Origin of the sequence: Massilia rubra, assembly GCF_011682065.1 — a bacterium.
In the GTDB taxonomy this organism is placed as follows: Bacteria; Pseudomonadota; Gammaproteobacteria; order Burkholderiales; family Burkholderiaceae_D; genus Telluria_A; species Telluria_A rubra.
In genome coordinates this window covers 361,090-379,825 of sequence record NZ_VUYU01000006.1, presented here as the reverse complement: position 1 = coordinate 379,825, position 18,736 = coordinate 361,090, and the positions used below count along the sequence as shown (strand labels likewise).

Sequence of the window (18,736 nt, the reverse complement as noted above, 5' to 3'; positions counted from 1 at the left end):
AGCGCGCATGAAGCGCGACCTGTCCCCGCTGTCGCACGACACGCCCGGCCCGTTGCCGTCGCCCGCCGAATTGCGCGCGCAACTGCCGCTGTCCGATACCGGCGCGCTGCTCATCGGCGCCGCGCGCCAGAGCGTGCGCGATATTCTCGACCGCCGCGATCCGCGCCTGATGGTGGTGGTCGGCCCCTGTTCGATCCACGACCTGCATGCGGGACGCGATTACGCGCGCCGGCTCAAGGCGCTGGCCGAGGAAGTGGCCGACACGCTGTTCGTGGTCATGCGCGTGTACTTCGAAAAGCCGCGCACGCGGGTCGGCTGGAAAGGGCTGATCAACGATCCGCGCATGGATGGCTCGTTCCGCATCGATGAAGGCCTGGCGCTGGCGCGGCGCTTCCTGATCGAGGTGGCCGAGCTGGGTTTGCCGGCGGCGACCGAGACGCTCGACCCGGTCTCGCCGCATTACGTCGGTGAGTTGATCAGCTGGGCCGCGATCGGCGCGCGCACCACCGAGTCGCAGACGCACCGCGAGATGGCGTCGGGCCTGGGCATGCCGGTGGGCTTCAAGAACGGCACCGACGGCAAGGTCGATACGGCGGTCAACGCGATCGCATCGAGCTCGCACCCGCATGCTTTTTTGGGCATCGACGCCGATGGCCGCGCGGCGGTGATCCGCACGCCGGGCAACCCGTACGGTCACCTGGTACTGCGCGGCGGAGGAGGGCGGCCGAACTACGATGCGGCCAGCGTGGCGCTGGCCGAACAGGCGCTGGACAAGGGCGGCCAGCCGCCCAACATCGTGATCGATTGCGCGCACGATAACTCGAACAAGAACCACACCTTGCAGGCCGGCGTGATGGCCGACGTGGTGCGCCAGCGCCTGGCGGGCAACCGCAGCGTGGCCGGGGTGATGATCGAGAGTTTCATCGAGGCCGGCAACCAGGCCATTCCCGCCGAACTGTCGGCCCTGCGCTATGGCTGCTCGGTGACCGATCCGTGCGTGGACTGGGACGAGACGGTGGCCATGCTGCGCGCCGCGCGCGCGGCCCTGCGCGCGGACGTGGCAGCCCGTCGCGGAGGCGCCGATGTCTAGGCAGTCGCGCGCAATCCTGCTGGTCGCGGCGCTGCAGTTCGTGTACCTGGTCGACTTCATGATGGTGTTGCCGCTCGGGCCCGACCTGGCGCGCGAGCATGGCTTTGCGGTCGATCGCCTGGGCTGGCTGGCGGCGGCCTACACGCTGGCGTCGGCGCTCTCCGGCTTGATCACCTTCCGGCTGCTGGACCGCTTCGACCGTAAACCGGCGCTGCTGCTCACCTTTGGCTTGCTGGCGCTGGCGACCCTGGCGACGACCTTTTGCCACGGCTTGCCGGCGCTGATGGTGGCGCGCGCGCTGACGGGCGCCTTTGGCGGGCCGGCGGTGGCAATCGGCATGGCGATCGTGATCGACATGACGGCGCCCGAGCAGCGCGGCAAGGCGATGGCCAAGGTGATGCTGGGCTTTTCGCTGGCGGCGATTGCCGGCGTGCCGCTCGGCCTCGAGCTGGCGCGCATGGGTGGCTGGCAGGCGCCGTTCTATATGGTGGCGGCGCTGGCGGCGCTGGTGCTGGCGGCGATGGCGGTCCTGCTGCCGGCATTGGAGGGGCACCTGAACGCGCGCGAAAAGGTCTCGGCGCGCATCCTGCTGGCGCGGCCCACGGTGCGCCTGGCGATGCTGCTGCAAGGGGCCAGCGCGTTTTCGGCCTTTTTGGTGATCCCGCATTTTTCGGCCTACTTTTTGCTGAACCTGGGCTTTCCGCGCGCGCAGCTCGGCATGCTGTATTTCGCCGGCGGCGTGGTGGCGCTGATCACGGTGCAGCTGCTCGGCCGCCTGGCCGACCGCGCCGGGCCGGTGCTGGCCGCAGCACTGGCGTCGACCGCCTTCTGCGCCGGCCTGGCGCCGTTTTTCGGCGCGGGCGCCACGCTGCCGATCCTGTTCTTCGTGCTGTTCATGGCCGGCAACGCGGGGCGCAACGTGACCATGGCGGCCACCGTCAGCCAGGTGCCGTCGCCGCACGAGCGGGCCGGCTTCATGTCGCTGCAAAGCCTGGTGCAGGATGTGGCCATCGGCGCGGCCGCGCTGGTGACCAGCTGGCAGCTGGGCGAAGCGGCCGACGGCAGGCTGACCGGCATGGCGCCGGTGGCGGCGTTGGCGGCCGTGATCGCGGTGGGAGTCGCTGCCGGCCTGGCGCGCCTGGCCGGTGCGCGCCGCGCTGTTGCTCTGGAGTGACACTGGAAGGGCTGCAATGTGACAATTTTGAAAAATTATCTTTCAGGATTGCAATTTTTTGCGGGGACTGGTCTTATAATTATCGGCACTATTGATCACGCCAAGAGCCAGATGGAAAACCACCAGTCCTCGCAAATTCGTACCTTGTCCTATGTCGAGAATGAAGACCATCCGGTGTTCGGCACCCTGGTCGAACAGATTCTTCACCTGCTCAATTCGAAGCTCATTTTCAGCGACATCATCATTCACCAGAATAGTCCGCTGATGCTGCGCCAGCCGAAAGGGCTGGTGGCGGTGACCGATTCGCCGATTACCAAGGAGGAGCTGGAAGAGTTCTTCGAAGTGATCGAACCCGATTGGTCCGATCGCATCGCCGTGCGCGCGTTCGACCGTTCGATCGACCTGCATACGGCGCGCATCCGCGCCAACTGTTTTACTTTCCAGGGCAAGAAGCGGCTCGGCTGCGTGGTGCGGCGCTTTCCGCGCGAACCGCTGCCGCTCAATCAACTGGGCCTGCGCGCCGCCGAGCAGGATTTTGCGCTGCTCACCAGCGGCCTGGTACTGATCATCGGCGACACCTGCCAGGGCAAGTCGACTACGATCGCCTCGATGATCGACCAGATCAACAAGACGCGCTCGGGCCACATCATCACCATCGAAGACCCGGTCGAAACCCTGATCCCTCAGCGCAAGTGCATCATCACCCAGCGCGAAGTGGGTTTTGATGGCGACGTGGAGAGCTACTACCTCGGCGCGCTGGACGCGTTGCGCGAGCGGCCGGACGTGATTGTGATCGGCGAGATCCGCGACGCCCAGACCGCCCAGGAAGCGCTGGCGCTGGCCGAATCGGGACCGCTGGTGCTGGCCACCCTGCACGCGCGTTCGACCGAGCTGGGTTTGCAGAAGATGCTGCGCCTGCTGGGCAATTCGGACGCGCAGGCGCAGGCCCTGGCGAGCGCCTTGCGCGGCGTGCTGTGCCAGGCCTTGCTGCCGTCGGTGGGCGGGGAGCGCTATTACCTGGCCACCGAATGTCTCAGTTCGAATCCGGAAGTGGTGCGCTTGATCGAATCGGGCCGGGTGGGCGAAGTGCGCTCGCTGATGGATGGCGGCACCGGCAAGTTCAACGCGGGCTGCCATTCGATGAACACGGCGCTGGTGAACCTGCTGCGCGAGAAGAAGATCAGCGTCGAGGATGCGCGCAATGCGACCACCGACCGGATCGGGTTTGCGGACGCGTGTTATAGCGGGATGCTGGACGCGGCGTAAGCCAGATTTTCGGGCTGGCCACCTTGCGGGCCGGCCAAGAGATTTTGCCGCTGGTCCGGCAAAGTGGGCAGACTTGACGATCGCGAGATGGATTGCGCTTATACCCGTTGACTTTGTGATTGTTCGCCCGACGACAATGAACGCTGTTCCTCGAAGATCACTTCGGACTTTTCTTACGCCGTTAAATGCAGGAGCGGAATGTCATGTCACTTTCTGAAAAATTGTTGGATTTCGCCGCAGAGCTTAGTGGCGCCGCAACGTATGCGCCCGATTCATATCCGGAGTGGGGATATGTTACTTACGAAGGCAATATTTTTGAAATCAAGGCGCTGTGGTCGACAATTCGTCCAGATTTGAAACAAGACCTGGAGAAAACGGAATTTATCGATATTAAGTTGCAAGAGGCGTTTCGAGCGTTTGATATGGGTGACAATGAAGTAGGTAGAGATGCCCTGTGGGATGTTTACAATTCCGGAATCAGAACGCTCTGTTGACAGGGGAAATATTCGCTTCGTCGAGGTGGCGTCAAGTCAAACCGATAGCGAAAATCAGGCGGAGCATGAAGGCATAAAAAGCAAGGGAACGCAGTACGAATGAAAATTTAGAGCTGGAGAACGCCCCATTTAGTCAACATCGACGATAGGGCATCTTGAAGATTGGCATTGCGCGGTGGATGTGGACGGAGGGCCGTTTGTTATCGAAGGCAACGATGCGTCCGGCGCGTATTGCCTCGATGTGCTGGAGGCACGTTTCGACGCCGGCCGGCCGTGACGGAGCAGCTATTAGCGTGCCTCAACAAAGTGGTAAGGACGACCACCGTCAGGTACAATTTTTGTAAACAGTGCAGGTGTAGCGTGGGGGAGTCGGCTATGTTGACGAATGAAAAAAAGCGACAAATTTTCTTCAGATTACGTTTCGAAAATTACCGCCCCAGCCTGCGGCTCGAAGGGCTCGTGCCGCCCCCGGTAGGCGCCAGCCTTCGGTTCGAAAGCCTCGTGTCGTCCCCGGTAAGCGCCGGCCAGCCGGTCGTGGCGCCAGGCGCGGCGCGGTAAGTGCGGCACGGGCGAGGATGCTCGATAGATATTGCTATCCACGTTCAAACTACCGATCAATAAGCTGGATATGACCGATGAACATGCGTTGGAAGTTGCTGAAGTCAAGCTTGCGTTAATTTTTTAAGGGAACGATGGCGATTGCATTCAAACAGGGCAGCGTGATTACGCAGATTGGCCCTGGCGGTGTCTTACACTCGCTGCTGTCCACCGTAGCTGTGCATCTCGAAAACGGGCGCTGGGGCTCCAATTTTCCGTTCATCATGCATGACCTTTACCAAGGCAGCGTGTCCGCCAAAAATGCAGATGCCGCGTATCTGGAAATGCAAAAGATTAAGGCAGGGCTAGCGTCCTTGAGCGCTGCCAATGTGGTGTGGGATATAGAAGACCTTGCCAAAAGACCCCCGTGGGGTAGCGTGGCCGGCCCCCATGTGACATCAATGGCGAACTACTATGTCACGAGTAATGGTTTGAATCTGGTTGACGAGGTCATCGGGAATCTGGAATCACTCAGGGAGTTCGGCGGCACGCTCGATATCATTTCATGCGAGGATGCTCCGCGATTTTAGGTGCCCGTTTGAGCGCGGCCAACCCGGCCAGTCACGGTAACAGGGCGGGCCAGCGCCCACCCTGCAGCATGCCTCAGTCGAGCGGCACGCCCCGATACTTGTTGACCTCCGAGGCCGTCACCGGTGGCGCCTTGTTGCCCCAGCTATTGCGCAGGTAGCTCACCACGGCGGCGACTTCATAATCATCCATCAGGTGGCTGTACGGCGGCATGCCTTTCGGCCGTGGATTGCCGGCCGTGCCCGGCGCAAAGCCACCGTTGAGCACGATGCGGATCGGATTGACGGTTTCTTTCATGGTCAGCGTACGGTTGCCGTCCAGCGGCGGATAGTGCGGCGGCCAGCCTTTGCCGTCGGCGCTGTGGCACGCGATGTAGTTCGCCTCGTTCAGCTTCTTCCCCTGCGCCAGCACCTGGCCGGCCGTGACGGAGCAGCTATTAGCGCGCGTCAACAAAGTGGCACAGAAGACCTTCAGGTACACTCTTTTGTAAGCAGTGCACCTGTAGCGTGGGGGATTCGGCTATGGTGACGAATGAAAAAAAGCGACAAATTTTCTTTAAATTACGTTTCGAAAATTACCGCGCCAGCCTGCGGCTCGAAGGGCTGGTGCCGCCCCCGGTAGGCGCCAGCCTTCGATTCGAAAGCCTCGTGTCGTCCCCGGTAAACGCCGGCCACCCGGTCGTTGAACCAGGCGCGGCGACCGTCAAGAAGCAACATGGCCGGTAAGTACGGCACGGGCGGGGATGGTTGCTATTGCTATCCACATTCGAACGTACTGATCAATAAGCTGGGCATCACCGATGAGCATGCGTTGGAAGTCGCTGAAGTCAAGCTGAGTCACGCCCGCATCGGACAATTCACCCCGGACTTCGACGATTTTTCCCTTGCGGCGCTGCGCGCAATTCACTTCCATCTGTTCCAGGATTTGTACAACAGGGATCGCCGCATACAATTGCCGGCTTGATTTGCTGATCGATCTGCTCAATCGTACGCTTACTCCCATCTGAGCAATGCGCGCCAACGCCCGCACAACGGTTCTCAAGCCCTTGTTTGATCTGGCGCAAACTTCGGCATGCCCTGCGGTCTAGCATAAGGATCGACTTCCCAATTAATGCGCAGCTCGCTTCTGCATGCATGCCGGCGGAGCAGGCGTCCCGCCAGGCCTTCGCGCGCATCCCGGCATGGAATCGAACCGGAGCTGACCATGAAACCGCTGTACGCGCCCCTCCTCGCCGCTTTGATCTTCCCCGCCGCGTTTGCCCAGCACAGCGACTGCCGCCAGTCGTGGATGCCGCCCGACGCGCCCGCCTTTTGCCCGTTCGAGCCGGAACCATCGCTGCCGGAAGCGCGCACCTATCACGCGGTCACGAGTGCCGGAAAGAATGTCTACGTCGCCGGCGGCTACCAGTTCACCGCGTCGACCGGGGTGGTGACCTACTACAACAGTGTGCTGCTGTCGCGGGTCGGGGCCAACGGCCGCCTCGGCGCGTGGAGCGTCGAACCCGCCTTTGCCACGCCGCGCGCGGGGACGGCGCTGGCGCAGGCCGGCAACTGCCTGTTCCTCGGTGGCGGCAGCTCGTCGACGCCGACCTCGCTCAATTACTACGACGATGTCCAGTTCGCGCGCATCCAGGCCAACGGCCGCCTGTCGGCGTGGAGCACCAGCCCGTCGCGCCTGAAAACGCCGCGTTCGAACCACAGCCTGCTGGCCATGTCGGGCGAGCAGGGCACGTTTTTGTACGCGGTGGCGGGGGTGACCCAGACCGGACCGGATACGGTGCACCTGGACAATGTCGAGGTCGCCAAAATTGGCAACGACTGCGCGCTCGGTCCCTGGCAGAGCGCCAACTTCCACATCAAAGGCGGGCGCAGTTCGCCGCAGGCGCTGGCGGTGCGCAAGCACATCGTGACGATCGGCGGCTGGGGCGACCTGGACTTGCATGATGTGTACGACGACGTGCAGGTCACGGCGCCGCGTCCGGACGGCACCCTGGCGCCATGGCAAACGTCGCCCGCGCGCCTGACCTCGGGTTTGTACGGCCACGCCTCGGTGTTCGTGCCGTCGCCGCAAGGGCCGCAGGCGCCGATGCTGCTGACCGTGGGCGGCCAGCCGGGCACCGGGGCCTACGCCAACTGGATCAACTATAACTATGTCCAGCGCAACGAAAGCTTGCCGGACGCACTGGGCCGCTGGCGTATCGCGCCCACCGGCAAGTTGCCCAACGGGCGCGCCGGCCTGGGGGCGGTGGAGGTGGACGGGCGCCTGTTCGTCATCGGCGGCAACGATGCGGCCGGGGTGTATTACCGCGACGTGTTGTCGGCGCGCTTCGATGCGGGACGGCCGTAGAGGTCGGCCTGAATGGGCGTCAATCGAGCGGTACGCCCCGGTACTTGTTGACCTCCGAGGCCGTCACCGGCGGCGCCTTGTTGCTCCAGCTATTGCGCAGGTAGCTCACCACGGCGGCGACTTCATAATCGTCCATCAGGTGGCTGTACGGCGGCATGCCGTACGGCCGTGGATTGCCGGCCGTGCCCGGCGCAAAGCCACCGTTGAGCACGATGCGGATCGGGTTGACCGCTTCCTTCATGGTCAGCGCGCGGTTGCCGTCCAGCGGCGGATAGTGCGGCGGCAAGCCTTTGCCGTCGGCGCCGTGGCACTCGATGCAGTTCGCTTCATATAGTTTCTTGCCCTGCGCCAGCACCGTGATCACGCGCGGATCGTTTGACGCCTCCAGCGCCGGCGCCGGCGTGGCCGGCAGCGACTTCAGGTACACCGCCATCGCCGTCACGTCGTCGGTCTCCAGGTGCTGCAGGCTGCGCTGCACCACTTCGGCCATCGGTCCGAACACGGTGGCGCGCGGCGAGATGCCGGTCTTGAGCAGGTCGACAATGTGCGGCACTTCCCAACTGCCCAGGCCGGCCTCGGCATCGGAGGTGAGCGAGGGCGCGTACCAGCCGATCATCGGAATCAGTCCGCCCGACAAGCCTTCTTCGCTGGCGCCGAAGCTGTTGCGCGTGCTGTGGCAGGCGGCGCAGTGGCCCAGGCCTTCGACCAGGTAGGCGCCGCGGTTCCATTCGGCGTTCTGGGTGCCGACCGGCACGTATTCGCCCGGCTTGAAGTACAGCAGGCGCCAGCCGGCCAGCATGATCTGCTGGTTGTACGGGAACGACAGGCGATGCGGCTGGCTCGGCGCTTTTTGCGCGGGAACACTCTGCATGAAGGCGTACAGGGCATCCGCATCGGCGCGGCTGACCTTAGTGTAGTTGGTGTACGGGAAGGCCGGATATAGCAGGCGGCCGTCACGCGACTTGCCGTTGTGGAGAGCGTTCCAGAAGTCGTCGGCGCTCCAGGCGCCGATGCCGGTCTCGCGGTCGGAGGTGATATTCGGCGCGACCAGGCTGCCGAAGGGCGTCTCGAGCGCGCGCCCGCCGGCGTATTCGGCCCCGCCGCGCACGGTGTGGCAAGCCATGCAGTCGCCAGCCTTGGCCAGGTAGGCGCCGCGGGCGATATTCTGGGCGGTCGGCGCGAAGTCGGCCGGCGATTTGGACGCGATGAAGTCGTTGCGCGGCCAGGCCACGGCGATGGCCACGCCAAGCACGGCGGTGAGCGCCGCGAGGCTGATGAGTAATTTCTTTTTCATGAATCGATTCCTGGCTTAGTCCGGGGCGCTGCCGCACTTGATGGGCAGCGGGCGCGCGATGGCGGCGGCGGGGCGGGCCTCGGGCGCGACCTGCTGGGTGCCGAGCCAGGACGAGACGGCGTTCACGTCTTCCAGGCTGAGGCGTTCGGTGATGACGGCCATGCAGTCGGGCTCGTGGGCGCGGCGGGTCTTGGTGCGCCAGGCGCCGAACTGGGCGTTGATATAGTCGCGCGGCAAGCCGGCCAGGCCGGGAATCGCCGGGCTCACGCCGGTCAGCTTGTCGCCGTGGCAGGCGATGCAGGCCGGCACCTTGATGGCGGCATCGCCTTGCAGGGCCAGTTGGCGGCCGCGCGCGAGCACGGCGGGCGTGGCCTGGGTCGCTTGCGGCGGCGGTGGCGGCAAGTGTTCGGCGGCGAAATGTCCGGCGATCTCGTGCAGGTAAGCGTCGGGCAGGTGATCGACCATGTAGGTCATCAGCGGATACTGGCGGCGGCCTTCGCGGAAATTGAGCAGCTGGTTGTACAGATAGCCGGCTGGCTTGCCGGAAATACGCGGAAAGTATGCGTCGTTGACGTCCTTTTTCGCATGGCAGGAGGCGCAGGCCAGCAGGCGCTGGGCCATGGTGTCCGGCAGCACGGCGGGACGCTCGGCCGCATGCAGCGGGGCCGCGGCGAGCGCGCCGAGCGCAAGCGCGCCAAGCACGAGTGCGCGGGTGAGGGTGTTTCGCATGGATGATTCTCTGATAAGGTGACCGGTGACAGCATCATAGCGCGTCGGGGTAGGGCACGACAGGTGCAGCGCGCGGCGAAAAAGCGGATCAGCCGGAAGACATATCGCAGAGCAGGCCGAGAGCGCCTTGCAAAACCTGTTGACGGTGCTCGATGCGGCGGGTTCCTCGGCCGCCAATGTGCCGCAACTGCGCGTGTACGTGCGCGGCGAACTGGGCGACCATATGGAAATCCTGGCGCCGATGATGAGTAAATACTTCGGCGTATCGCGGCCGGCGCTGACCGGGATCGGCGTTGCCTCGCTGGCGTCGCCGGCAACCTTGATTGAAATTGAAGCGCTGGCAAGGGTATGCGATGAATGGATAGGAGGCAGGGATCGGGAATAGGGGAGCCTGGCGCCTGTTGATGTGCCGGGCTGCGTGAATCGAGCTGTCCAGTCCGCCATTCGGGCTGTATAGTTATAAAAAGTTCATGTATGCACGTTCGCCGGCGACCCTCGCTTGCAGTCCTGGAGATGCGTGTCGACGGATCGTTTCCCGCTGCGCCAACTTTGCCAGGGCGTACCCTTCCCACCGCATTCATGAGGACGAATCTGATGCGAGCTTCCCCGAACGACGCGATATATTCCTATCCACAAGCTCCCCGCGTGACCGCAAGCCGTTGTGCGGTGATGTATGCGATTGTCGCCCTTGGCGGATTGACGGCCCTGCCGGCATGGTCGGCAACGCCCGCAACGCTCATCAGCAGCGCTTCACAACGGTGCCTCGACGTCGACCAGGGTAGCCAGCAACCCCGCACACCGGTCGTCATCTTCGACTGTCACGGCGCCGCCAATCAGAAGTGGGAATTTTCCGCCGCCGGTGAATTGAAAACCTTCGACGGCGCCCGCTGCCTGGACGTGCGCGGTGCAAGCACCCAGCCGCAGGCCATCGTGCAATCGACGACATGCAACGGCGGCGCCAATCAGAAATGGACGCTCAGGCTGGATAAAACCATCGTCAACGCGCAGTCGGGGCTGTGCCTGACCGTGAAGGGCGGCGCCACCGCCAATGGGACCGGGATCGATATGTGGCGCTGCGAAGGCAGTTCCCACCAACAATGGTCAGTCGGTGCAACAACGCCTCCGCCGGCCGACACGCAGGCGCCGACGCCGCCGAACGGCCTGGCCATCGCCGCCCTGGCGTGCCGCTCCGCCACGCTCACCTGGAAGGCATCCACCGATAACGTCGGGGTCGCCTATTACGATATCTATCGCGACGGGCAAGCGCTCGGCACGGTCAACGCCAGCACGCTCACGGCCCAGCTGGTGCTGACGCCGGGAGCGAGCTGGGGCGTGTACGTCAACGCGCGTGATGCGGCGGGCAACGTGTCGCAGGCCAGTACCTCGCTTCCGGTCAAGGTGCCGCAATGCACGGTGGACACCCAGCCGCCATCCGTCCCCACCGATTTGCGGGGAACGGTTGCCGGCACCACCGCCACCTTGAACTGGGCTGCCGCCACCGACAACGTCGCCGTGACCGCCTACGACATCTACCGCAACAACCGCCTTGCCGGCAGCACCAGTTCGCTCGGCTACACCGATGCCGGGCTCGCTGCCAGCACGACGTACCAATATACGCTTGCAGCGCGCGATGCACAGGGCAATGTGTCGCCACGCGGCACGACCTTGTCGCTGACGTCCGGCAGTGCCTGCGCCGACGTCATCTGTTCGGCGGCACAAGTGGCGACCGACACCGATATTCCATGGGGCCTGGCTGCGCTGCCGGACGGAACGGTGCTATACAGCCGCCGCGACGCGCGCGACATCATCTTGCTGAACCCGGTTACCGGCGTGAAGAAGACCGTGGGCGTGATTCCCAACGTGCAAGGCACCGATGGCGAAGGCGGGCTGCTCGGCCTGGCAATACCGCCCGGCTTCCCGGACCAGGATTCCTGGCTATATGTGTATCACACGAGCGCGACGGACAACCGCATCGTGCGCCTGCGTTATCTGAACGGCACGCTCGACATCGCGTCGCTCGAGGTTCTGCTCAAGGGCATCGGTCGTAACAAATACCATAACGGCGGGCGCTTGCGCTTCGGCCCGGACGGCAAACTGTATGCCACCACGGGCGACGCGCAAAACGGCGCGTATGCGCAAGACACCGGCAATCTGGCCGGTAAAGTCCTGCGGCTCAATCCCAACGGCACGCCGCCGGCCGATAATCCGTTCGGAAACTATGTCTGGAGTTACGGTCACCGCAATCCACAGGGACTGGCCTTCGACGCCAGCGGGCGTTTGTGGGAGCAGGAGTTTGGCGATTCGCAGGACGAAACCAACCTGATTGTCAAAGGCGGCAACTACGGCTGGCCGAATTGCGAAGGCGTCACCTCGCGCGCCGGGACTGGCTGTGCAACGGCGGGGTATGTCGCGCCGAAAACGACGTATCGTAATTCGGAAGGATCGTGCAGCGGCATCGCCATCGTCCGCAATGCGCTGTACGTTGCCTGCCTGGCAGGGAAGCGTTTGTATCGCAGCGACATCAGCGGAGACAAGCTGATCAATGCCCGGCAGTTTTTTGTCGGCACCTACGACCGGCTGCGCACGGTGGAACCGACGATTGACGGCAATGTGTGGATGGCCAACAGCGACGCCGCCGGCGACAAGGATAGCGTGCCGAACAATACGAACACGAAGATCTGGAAAGTGATTTTGAAGCCGTAAACCGAAGCGGGCTGCCCTGAGGGGCAGCCCGCTTGCTGGCATGAAGACTTACAGCGCGGCCTTGGCCACCGCCTGGTCCGCCCGCCAGCGACGGTACACGCGCAAGGCCACATGCGCGTCGTCGGCCGCGTACAGGATCTGCTTGTCGCTCAAACGCGCCAGCGACCAGTTGGTGGTGGTGATCTTCTTGGATTTTTGCAGCTTCTGGCCGAAAAAGCGCGCCACCGCCGTTTTCGCGCCAAGGGTATTGCGTTCGCCCTTGCGCAGCGCGGTCGACAGGTCGAGCACGTTGTGGGCGTCGATGCCGAGTTTGCCTTGCAGGCGCAAAATGTCATCCTTCAAACCGAAACCCACCTTCAGGATGGACTTCGATTCGAGCACGGCCTTGAGCACGCTGACGGCGACCTCGGCCGCCGGCCCGGCGCCGATCTGGAACAGGTAGGCGACCTCGTCAGTTGCTAGCTGCACCAGGTGCGGGCCGGTCGACAGTTCTCCCTTGAGGAAGGTCGGCTTCGATTCGGTGTCGAAGCCGAGCACGTCGGTCGAGGAGAGCGCCGCCAGCGCGCCGGCCGCATCCTGTTCGGAGCGGACCATGCGTACGCTGGCCATCGTGATGCCGTCGTAAGGCGGCAACAACGCGTCCGGATCGGTCGTCATCGAGGCCGGGATCAACCGTTGCGCGAGAACTTGGAGGCGAGCTGGAGCAGCTTTTCCTGGCGCAGGCGGTTCGCTTCGTCCGCTTGGGCGGCGTCGCGTTCGGCCTTCTTGCGCTCGGCTTCTTTCTTGAAGCGTTGCTGCAAGGTTTCTTTGGCGTGGGTGCGGTGGATGTCGGTCACTTCCGCGCCGGCTACGCCGTCGAGGTCGTAGCGGACCGTGGCTTTTTCCATCGCGCGCAGGTAGCGCAGGGACCCGGTATGGATGCCCAGCGCGGCGCGCATGGTCTTGCGGTCCAGGCCGGGAACACGCGCCAGCAGTTGCTTGTCGATGCCGATCGCCAGCGGCAGGCAGTCGCGAAAGGCGGGGAACTGTTGTTGCAATTGCTTGAGCAGGGAGCGCGCGCTTTGCGCGGGGGCTGGAGCTGAAGCAGGAGCAGGGGCTGGAGCGGGTGCGGTGACGGGAACGTCCGCGGACTCGGCGGCAAGACTAGTTGTATTCATTGACTTCATTGTAAGAGCTGGAACCGGAAGGATAGCATGCGGCCATAGGCGCGTGCGTGGATTTTATTCGCTGTTGGGCATTGCGCGCATGCGCGGAAGGGCGCGAAATCGTGTATCATGCTCCTCTTGCCCTGCGCGCGGGTTGACGAAGCGCAGAAGGTTCAGTCAGCAGGTAGAAGGCGTCCCGGCACCGGCGGTTATCAGTCAAGATTATATCTTTGGCTTATATCTGGTATTCGATATATCAATTATCGCGATATCTCGCCATGGTGCATAATGGTGATTGTCTCTTCTATTGTTCATCTGAAAATAGATTCAAGCCCGTTTTGCCACGGGCTTTTTTTCGTTCCGCCATGCACAGCGCCATTTTGATCATAGCATACGCACCACAGCACCCCCGCACGGGGTACGCCCACCAGGGCCATCGATGCATCCGGTCGTGCTTGCAATTCGGCTACATCGCCCTTAGCTAGGGCCATCCTGATACACGTTCCATCGAGCGCGGTACGCCGAGCTCGGGTGGATTATTGACTGGAGTTTTAATGAAGAACACCGCGAAGACCTTAACCCTGACCGCCACCAAAGCGCCGCGCAAGAGCAGTGCCCAACTGGCCGTACCGAAAACCGCAACCTCCTACTTCCTCGAAACGGAAGCGGCGGCCAAGGTCACGGTGGTCAAGAAGGGTTCGCGCCTGGCCGCGGTGATGGCCGCGGCCGATCCGGTCGAACTGGTCGAGGTGGGTGCGCCTGCCGAGACCATCGAGCACGCGCTCCAGGAATCGGTCGTTGCCGAGACCATGCTGGCGTCCGCGCCGGCCGCCGACGGCGCCGCCGTGCCGGTGGTGGTGCGCAAGCGCTCCAAGCTGGCCGTGCGTCCCGACCTGGTCGCCGGGGTCGACGCCGACCTGGTGCCGGGCATGAAGGTGGCGCCCAAGGCGCGTACCGCGGTCAAGAAAATGGACCCGGAGCCGACCATGATCCAGACCGCCGGCCAGGCGGTCAGCCAGACCACGGACGCGGCCGCGCTGGCCGCGATCGATACCTCCGGCTACCTGCTGCCATCGGTCAAGGTACCGGGCCGCCGTGGCCGCAAACCGAGCGAATTCACGCCCGAAAACGATGAAGTCGCCGCGCTCAATGCGGTCGAGCGCGCCGAACTGAAAGCGGTCTCGAAAGCCAAGGAACGCAAGGCCAAGGGCGGCGTGAACGGCATGCTGGCCGCCGATCCGAAAGCCTCGGAAGCGGATATGGAACGGCGCCGCCAGCAGATCAAGAACCTGATCAACATGGGCAAGGAGCGCGGCTACCTGACCTACGCCGAGATCAACGATCAACTGCCGGAAAACATCATCGATCCGGAAGCGGTCGAAGGCATCATCGCCACCTTCAACGACATGGGCATCGCGGTCTACGAGCGCGCGCCGGACGCTGAAATGATGCTGCTGACCGATACGGTCGCCACCGCCACCAGCGACGACGAAGTCGAAGCGGCCGCGGCCACGGCGCTGTCGACGGTCGATTCCGACTTCGGCCGCACCACCGATCCGGTCCGCATGTACATGCGCGAAATGGGCGCGGTCGCGCTGCTCACGCGCGAAGGCGAGATCGAAATCGCCAAGCGCATCGAGGGCGGCCTGAAAGACATGGTCCAGGCCATTTCGGCCTGCCCGACCACGATCGCCGAAATCATCGCGCTGTCGCACAAGATCGCCAACGACGACCTCAAGGTCGACGAAGTGGTGGACGGTTTTGTCGATCACAACGAGAGCTCGGCCCCGGCCGCGCCGGTGGTGCACGCCGCCCCGTCGGAAGATGACGAAGAAGAGGAAGAAGAAGTCGAGGAAGAAGACGGCGACGCCAATGGCGGCGCGGCTGGTTTCTCGGCCGAACAGCTGGTCCAGCTGCGCAGGAACGCACTCGACAAGTTCAAGATCATCGAAACCGAATTCGACAAGATGGCCAAGGCCTTCGAGAAGGATGGCTACGGCACCAAGAACTACGTCAAGGCGCAGGAAGTCATTTCGAACGAGCTGCTCGGCATCCGTTTCACCGCCAAGGTCGTCGAAAAGCTGTGCGACACCCTGCGCGGCCAGATGGATGAAGTGCGCCATATCGAAAAAGCCGTGCTGGCGATCTGCGTGGACCGCTGCGGCATGCCGCGCGCCCACTTCATCAAGGTATTCCCGGGCAACGAGACCGACCTGGCCTGGGTCGACCGCGAAGTCGACTGCGCCTATCCGTACAGCGTGGTATTGAGCCGTAACGTGCCTGCGATCAAGGAACTGCAACAGCGCATGATCGACCTGCAAGCCCGCGTGGCCTTGCCGCTGGCCGACCTGCGCAAGATCAACAAGCAGATGGCGGCCGGCGAAAAGCGCGCGCGTCACGCCAAGCGCGAGATGACTGTTGCCAACTTGCGCCTGGTGATTTCGATTGCGAAGAAATACATCAACCGTGGTCTGCAATTCCTCGATCTGATCCAGGAAGGCAATATCGGCCTGTTGAAGGCGGTCGACAAGTTTGAGTATCGTCGCGGCTACAAGTTCTCCACGTATGCGACGTGGTGGATCCGCCAGGCGATCACGCGTTCGATCGCGGACATGGCGCGCACCATCCGGGTGCCGGTGCACATGATCGAAACGATCAACAAGATGAACCGTATTTCGCGCCAGATCATGCAGGAAACCGGCAGCGAGCCGGACCTGGCGACCCTGGCCCTGAAGATGGAAATGCCGGAGAACAAGGTTCGCGAGATCATGAAGATCGCCAAAGAGCCGATTTCGATGGAAACCCCGATGGGCGAGGATGGCGATTCCCAACTGGGCGACTTCATCGAAGACAACGCCACCCTGGCGCCGCTGGACGCCGCATTGCACGCGTCGATGCGCAATGTGATCAAGGAAGTGCTCGATTCGCTGACCCCGCGCGAAGCCAAAGTGTTGCGTATGCGCTACGGTGTCGAGATGTCGAACGACCACACGCTGGAAGAAGTGGGCAAGCAATTCGACGTCACGCGCGAGCGGATTCGCCAGATCGAAGCGAAAGCGATGAGCAAGCTGCGCCAGCCGTCGCGTTCGGACAAGCTCAAGAGCTTCCTGCACAACCATTAAGTAGCGTTGGTCGCGCCGGCCCTGGCTGGCGCGATGGCGAAAAAACCGTGTCCACCCTCGGGTGCGCACGGTTTTTTTACGTCCGCGCCACGGCGGCATCGGTTTTCACGGACGCCCGGCGTGCCGGTGTGGACTTAATGGCAATAAATGTTTCCCAGCGCATTGTTAAAAATGCTATGCTTGAAGGCTATTATTTCATGATTGATTGAGGGAAAAATGCAAATCACATCTCCACGCCGTTTTTCCGGCCGCACCTTGCTGCTCGCTGTCGCCCTGATGGCGGCGCCTGCGGCCGCCTTTGCAGCGAGCATGGCCACGCCCGATCCGGCGCTGGTGGCACGCTATCTCGGCGACACCACGGCAAGGCACGCGAAACTGGCCGAGTGCAAGAAGAAATTCGATCCGGTCGGCTTCATGAGCGATGTGGCGTGTATGAGCGCGGAGCACGCCCACCGTAAAGCGGCGAGCAACAACCTGGCGTCGACCTGCGACGCGACCGATACCTTTGTCTACGCCCCCGCGAAGCTGAAGGGAAAAGAGCGCGAAGACTACTTCATTGCAAATACGCCATCGGAGGCGATCCTGAAGAATTGCAATCTGACCAGGGAAAAATGGCTGAGCGACAGTATGAAAAGAACGCCGAGATAATGGAATCGGAGAAAAACAAGACACCCATCTGATCACCCGAAAAAAATGCGCATCCGGAAGGCCCGGACGCGCAAACAGGGGGTAGTCAATAAACCAGGCCGACCTTGTCGCACCTGCTTTACCGGGGTCCATTGTACATACGTCCACACGCTTGTCTGTTACATTTTGTGTATTGTTGTATCCGCGCTAATCCTCCAGCGCCGCCGCCTCGCTCTCGAGCGGAATCATCATCGCCAGGGTGGTCCCGCCGCCCGGCCGGCTGTCGATCACCATCTGCCCGCCGAACACATCGACCCGTTCGCGGATCCCGCGCAAGCCGAACGAGGCCACCTTGGCGGCGTCGCCCGGCCCCATGCCCACGCCGTTGTCGACGATGGTGATGGTCAGGTATTCGATGCCGATATCGAGCCCGATCTCGACCCGGGTGGCCTTGGCGTGCCGCAAGATGTTGAGCAGGCACTCCTGGATGATGCGGAAAACGACGTCGGTGTGGTGGCTGTCCGGCAGCGGTCCGTCACCCTCGACCACGGTGAGCGAGGTGGCGATGCCGCTGCGCTTTCCGAACTGTTGCACCAGCCACTCGGCGGCCGCCGGCAAGCCTAGTTCCAGGGTGCTCGGATGCAGATCGTTCATGATCGCGCGCACCGAGCGGATGGTCAGGTCGATGGTGTCGAGCACGTCGCCTACCTTGCGCTTGAGCAGCGGATGACGCAGGCTGGCGCGCGCGTGCAGCATTTCCACGTCGATCTTGAGCGCCATCAGGTTCTGCCCCAGCTCGTCATGGATGCCCTTGGCGATGCGCTTGCGCTCGTCTTCCTTGATCGTTTCCAGATGGGAGCTCAACTGGCGCAGCTCGCGGAACGATTCGGCCAGCGCATTCTCGGCCATCTGGCGCTCGGCCACTTCGATGCGCAGCCGGGCGTTGCTGCGCTCGAGCTCGGCCGTGCGCATGCGGATGCGCACTTCCAGGCCGATCTGCACCGCCGCCAGTTCCAGCTCGGCCGCCTTGCGCCCGGTGATATCGGTCAGCATCAGCAAGGTGCCGGCGGCCATGCCATCGTCGCCCAGCATCGGCCGCCCGCTCACGATGGCCCAGCCGATGCTGCCGTCCACCCGGCGGTACGACAGGTCGTGGGTGCAGCCGACATGGGCGGTGTCGGCGCTGGTCATCTCGGTGAGGTCGCGGGGTGGATTTTCGCCCAGAAACTCGTGCATCGGACGCCCCAGCAGGGTGCCGGGCGTGGCGCCGAACATCTGGGCCACGCGGGCGTTGGCGAAGGTGGTGCGGGCCGCGCCGTCGAGCGTCCAGACGCCTTCGTGGGCGGTGTCGATGAAGTGCCGGTAGCGGCTCTGGGCATGGTTGCGCGCGATGGCCAGCGCGCGGATGCGCAGGCTGGCCACCAGCGCGGCGCCGGACAGCGCAATGACGAGGGAGAACAGCCAGCGCGGCAGCGCGTGGGCGTCGCTCACGGCGATCAAGCCCACCAGCGACGCCAGCACCAGCACGATGGCGGCGACGGTCAGGCAAAGCGACTCCACGCTCCACGTTTTCATGCGCACCCCCTCGTGTTTCAGACAGGTTGTTGGTCAGTTCATTCTA

19 protein-coding genes are annotated in these 18,736 nt (G+C 63.2%); 13 read left to right on the top strand and 6 right to left on the bottom strand.

Annotated features, from left to right (window positions below):
• The first annotated feature begins 7 nt into the window (after positions 1-7).
• From F0185_RS12135 to F0185_RS12115, 6 genes are all read left to right on the top strand, one after another.
• Complete coding sequence (locus F0185_RS12135) at positions 8-1,090, top strand: 3-deoxy-7-phosphoheptulonate synthase (RefSeq protein WP_167224670.1); 1,083 nt, start codon at positions 8-10, stop codon at positions 1,088-1,090.
• Positions 1,083-2,264 (top strand): MFS transporter, encoded by a 1,182-nt coding sequence (locus tag F0185_RS12130; RefSeq protein WP_167224668.1) that lies wholly within the window; start codon positions 1,083-1,085, stop codon positions 2,262-2,264. The genes F0185_RS12135 and F0185_RS12130 overlap by 8 nt, the downstream gene beginning before the upstream one ends.
• A 111-nt stretch (positions 2,265-2,375) precedes the next feature.
• A complete protein-coding gene (locus tag F0185_RS12125) occupies positions 2,376-3,530 on the top strand; it encodes a type IV pilus twitching motility protein PilT (RefSeq protein ID WP_167224666.1) in 1,155 nt (384 codons plus the stop codon).
• 203 nt (positions 3,531-3,733) lie between these two features.
• Positions 3,734-4,024, top strand: coding sequence for a hypothetical protein (locus F0185_RS34290; protein WP_187362500.1), 291 nt, complete (start codon positions 3,734-3,736; stop codon positions 4,022-4,024).
• 375 nt (positions 4,025-4,399) lie between these two features.
• The gene (locus tag F0185_RS35440; RefSeq protein ID WP_223164498.1) at positions 4,400-4,582 is read left to right on the top strand and encodes a YhfG family protein; all 183 of its coding nucleotides are present in this window, start codon (positions 4,400-4,402) and stop codon (positions 4,580-4,582) included.
• A 134-nt stretch (positions 4,583-4,716) separates the two neighbouring features.
• Complete coding sequence (locus tag F0185_RS12115) at positions 4,717-5,151, top strand: Imm70 family immunity protein (protein ID WP_167224664.1); 435 nt, start codon at positions 4,717-4,719, stop codon at positions 5,149-5,151.
• 73 nt (positions 5,152-5,224) lie between these two features.
• On the opposite strand, the gene F0185_RS12110 is transcribed toward F0185_RS12115, so the two are convergent.
• Entirely contained in the window at positions 5,225-5,599 is a 375-nt protein-coding gene (locus F0185_RS12110) for a c-type cytochrome (RefSeq protein ID WP_308623610.1), read from the bottom strand.
• A 71-nt stretch (positions 5,600-5,670) separates the two neighbouring features.
• On the opposite strand from F0185_RS12110, the gene F0185_RS12105 reads away from it, so the two are divergent.
• The 3 genes from F0185_RS12105 (at position 5,671) to F0185_RS12095 (ending at position 7,495) form a co-directional block, all read left to right on the top strand.
• The gene (locus F0185_RS12105; RefSeq protein WP_167224660.1) at positions 5,671-5,874 is read left to right on the top strand and encodes a YhfG family protein; all 204 of its coding nucleotides are present in this window, start codon (positions 5,671-5,673) and stop codon (positions 5,872-5,874) included.
• Positions 5,864-6,112, top strand: a complete 249-nt coding sequence (locus F0185_RS12100; protein WP_167224658.1) for a hypothetical protein — start codon at positions 5,864-5,866, stop codon at positions 6,110-6,112. Before F0185_RS12105 ends, F0185_RS12100 begins: the two co-directional genes overlap by 11 nt.
• Positions 6,113-6,352: 240 nt before the next feature.
• Positions 6,353-7,495: a Kelch repeat-containing protein gene (locus F0185_RS12095; protein ID WP_167224656.1), complete on the top strand. Its 1,143-nt coding sequence runs from the start codon at positions 6,353-6,355 to the stop codon at positions 7,493-7,495.
• Positions 7,496-7,514: 19 nt separating this feature from the next.
• Here F0185_RS12095 and F0185_RS12090 read toward each other — a convergent pair whose 3' ends face one another.
• Together F0185_RS12090 and F0185_RS12085 are read right to left on the bottom strand one after the other, a co-directional pair.
• Complete coding sequence (locus F0185_RS12090) at positions 7,515-8,789, bottom strand: c-type cytochrome (RefSeq protein ID WP_167224654.1); 1,275 nt, start codon at positions 8,787-8,789, stop codon at positions 7,515-7,517.
• A 15-nt stretch (positions 8,790-8,804) separates the two neighbouring features.
• Complete coding sequence (locus F0185_RS12085) at positions 8,805-9,518, bottom strand: c-type cytochrome (RefSeq protein ID WP_167224652.1); 714 nt, start codon at positions 9,516-9,518, stop codon at positions 8,805-8,807.
• 103 nt (positions 9,519-9,621) lie between these two features.
• Here F0185_RS12085 and F0185_RS12080 point away from each other — a divergent pair, with 103 nt between their 5' ends.
• Complete coding sequence (locus tag F0185_RS12080; RefSeq protein WP_167224731.1) at positions 9,622-9,903, top strand: RidA family protein; 282 nt, start codon at positions 9,622-9,624, stop codon at positions 9,901-9,903.
• 260 nt (positions 9,904-10,163) lie between these two features.
• A complete protein-coding gene (locus F0185_RS12075; protein WP_223164497.1) occupies positions 10,164-12,221 on the top strand; it encodes a PQQ-dependent sugar dehydrogenase in 2,058 nt (685 codons plus the stop codon).
• A gap of 48 nt (positions 12,222-12,269) precedes the next feature.
• Here F0185_RS12075 and F0185_RS12070 read toward each other — a convergent pair whose 3' ends face one another.
• Positions 12,270-12,878 carry a 3'-5' exonuclease gene (locus tag F0185_RS12070; RefSeq protein WP_167224648.1) on the bottom strand — a complete coding sequence of 203 codons (609 nt, stop codon included), beginning with the start codon at positions 12,876-12,878 and terminating at the stop codon, positions 12,270-12,272.
• A gap of 11 nt (positions 12,879-12,889) precedes the next feature.
• Positions 12,890-13,378 carry a ProQ/FINO family protein gene (locus F0185_RS12065; protein ID WP_167224646.1) on the bottom strand — a complete coding sequence of 163 codons (489 nt, stop codon included), beginning with the start codon at positions 13,376-13,378 and terminating at the stop codon, positions 12,890-12,892.
• A gap of 542 nt (positions 13,379-13,920) precedes the next feature.
• Here F0185_RS12065 and rpoD point away from each other — a divergent pair.
• Both rpoD and F0185_RS12055 read left to right on the top strand, forming a co-directional pair.
• Entirely contained in the window at positions 13,921-16,488 is a 2,568-nt protein-coding gene (gene rpoD, locus F0185_RS12060; RefSeq protein WP_166886112.1) for an RNA polymerase sigma factor RpoD, read from the top strand.
• A gap of 201 nt (positions 16,489-16,689) precedes the next feature.
• A complete protein-coding gene (locus tag F0185_RS12055) occupies positions 16,690-17,136 on the top strand; it encodes a hypothetical protein (protein ID WP_167224644.1) in 447 nt (148 codons plus the stop codon).
• A 186-nt stretch (positions 17,137-17,322) separates the two neighbouring features.
• Here the strand turns inward: F0185_RS12055 and F0185_RS12050 are convergent, their stop codons facing one another.
• Positions 17,323-18,690 carry a PAS domain-containing sensor histidine kinase gene (locus F0185_RS12050; RefSeq protein WP_167224642.1) on the bottom strand — a complete coding sequence of 456 codons (1,368 nt, stop codon included), beginning with the start codon at positions 18,688-18,690 and terminating at the stop codon, positions 17,323-17,325.
• Positions 18,691-18,736: the final 46 nt, after the last annotated feature.

Bases quoted from the DNA above. Each gene is read 5' to 3' on its own strand.
- F0185_RS12135 (WP_167224670.1), top strand. From the start codon at position 8: ATGAAGCGCGACCTGTCCCCGCTGTCGCACGACACGCCCGGCCCGTTG.
- F0185_RS12130 (WP_167224668.1), top strand. From the start codon at position 1,083: ATGTCTAGGCAGTCGCGCGCAATCCTGCTGGTCGCGGCGCTGCAGTTC.
- F0185_RS12125 (WP_167224666.1), top strand. From the start codon at position 2,376: ATGGAAAACCACCAGTCCTCGCAAATTCGTACCTTGTCCTATGTCGAG.
- F0185_RS34290 (WP_187362500.1), top strand. From the start codon at position 3,734: ATGTCACTTTCTGAAAAATTGTTGGATTTCGCCGCAGAGCTTAGTGGC.
- F0185_RS35440 (WP_223164498.1), top strand. From the start codon at position 4,400: ATGTTGACGAATGAAAAAAAGCGACAAATTTTCTTCAGATTACGTTTC.
- F0185_RS12115 (WP_167224664.1), top strand. From the start codon at position 4,717: ATGGCGATTGCATTCAAACAGGGCAGCGTGATTACGCAGATTGGCCCT.
- F0185_RS12105 (WP_167224660.1), top strand. From the start codon at position 5,671: ATGGTGACGAATGAAAAAAAGCGACAAATTTTCTTTAAATTACGTTTC.
- F0185_RS12100 (WP_167224658.1), top strand. From the start codon at position 5,864: ATGGCCGGTAAGTACGGCACGGGCGGGGATGGTTGCTATTGCTATCCA.
- F0185_RS12095 (WP_167224656.1), top strand. From the start codon at position 6,353: ATGAAACCGCTGTACGCGCCCCTCCTCGCCGCTTTGATCTTCCCCGCC.
- F0185_RS12090 (WP_167224654.1), bottom strand. From the start codon at position 8,789: ATGAAAAAGAAATTACTCATCAGCCTCGCGGCGCTCACCGCCGTGCTT.
- F0185_RS12085 (WP_167224652.1), bottom strand. From the start codon at position 9,518: ATGCGAAACACCCTCACCCGCGCACTCGTGCTTGGCGCGCTTGCGCTC.
- F0185_RS12070 (WP_167224648.1), bottom strand. From the start codon at position 12,878: ATGACGACCGATCCGGACGCGTTGTTGCCGCCTTACGACGGCATCACG.
- F0185_RS12065 (WP_167224646.1), bottom strand. From the start codon at position 13,378: ATGAATACAACTAGTCTTGCCGCCGAGTCCGCGGACGTTCCCGTCACC.
- rpoD (WP_166886112.1), top strand. From the start codon at position 13,921: ATGAAGAACACCGCGAAGACCTTAACCCTGACCGCCACCAAAGCGCCG.
- F0185_RS12050 (WP_167224642.1), bottom strand. From the start codon at position 18,690: ATGAAAACGTGGAGCGTGGAGTCGCTTTGCCTGACCGTCGCCGCCATC.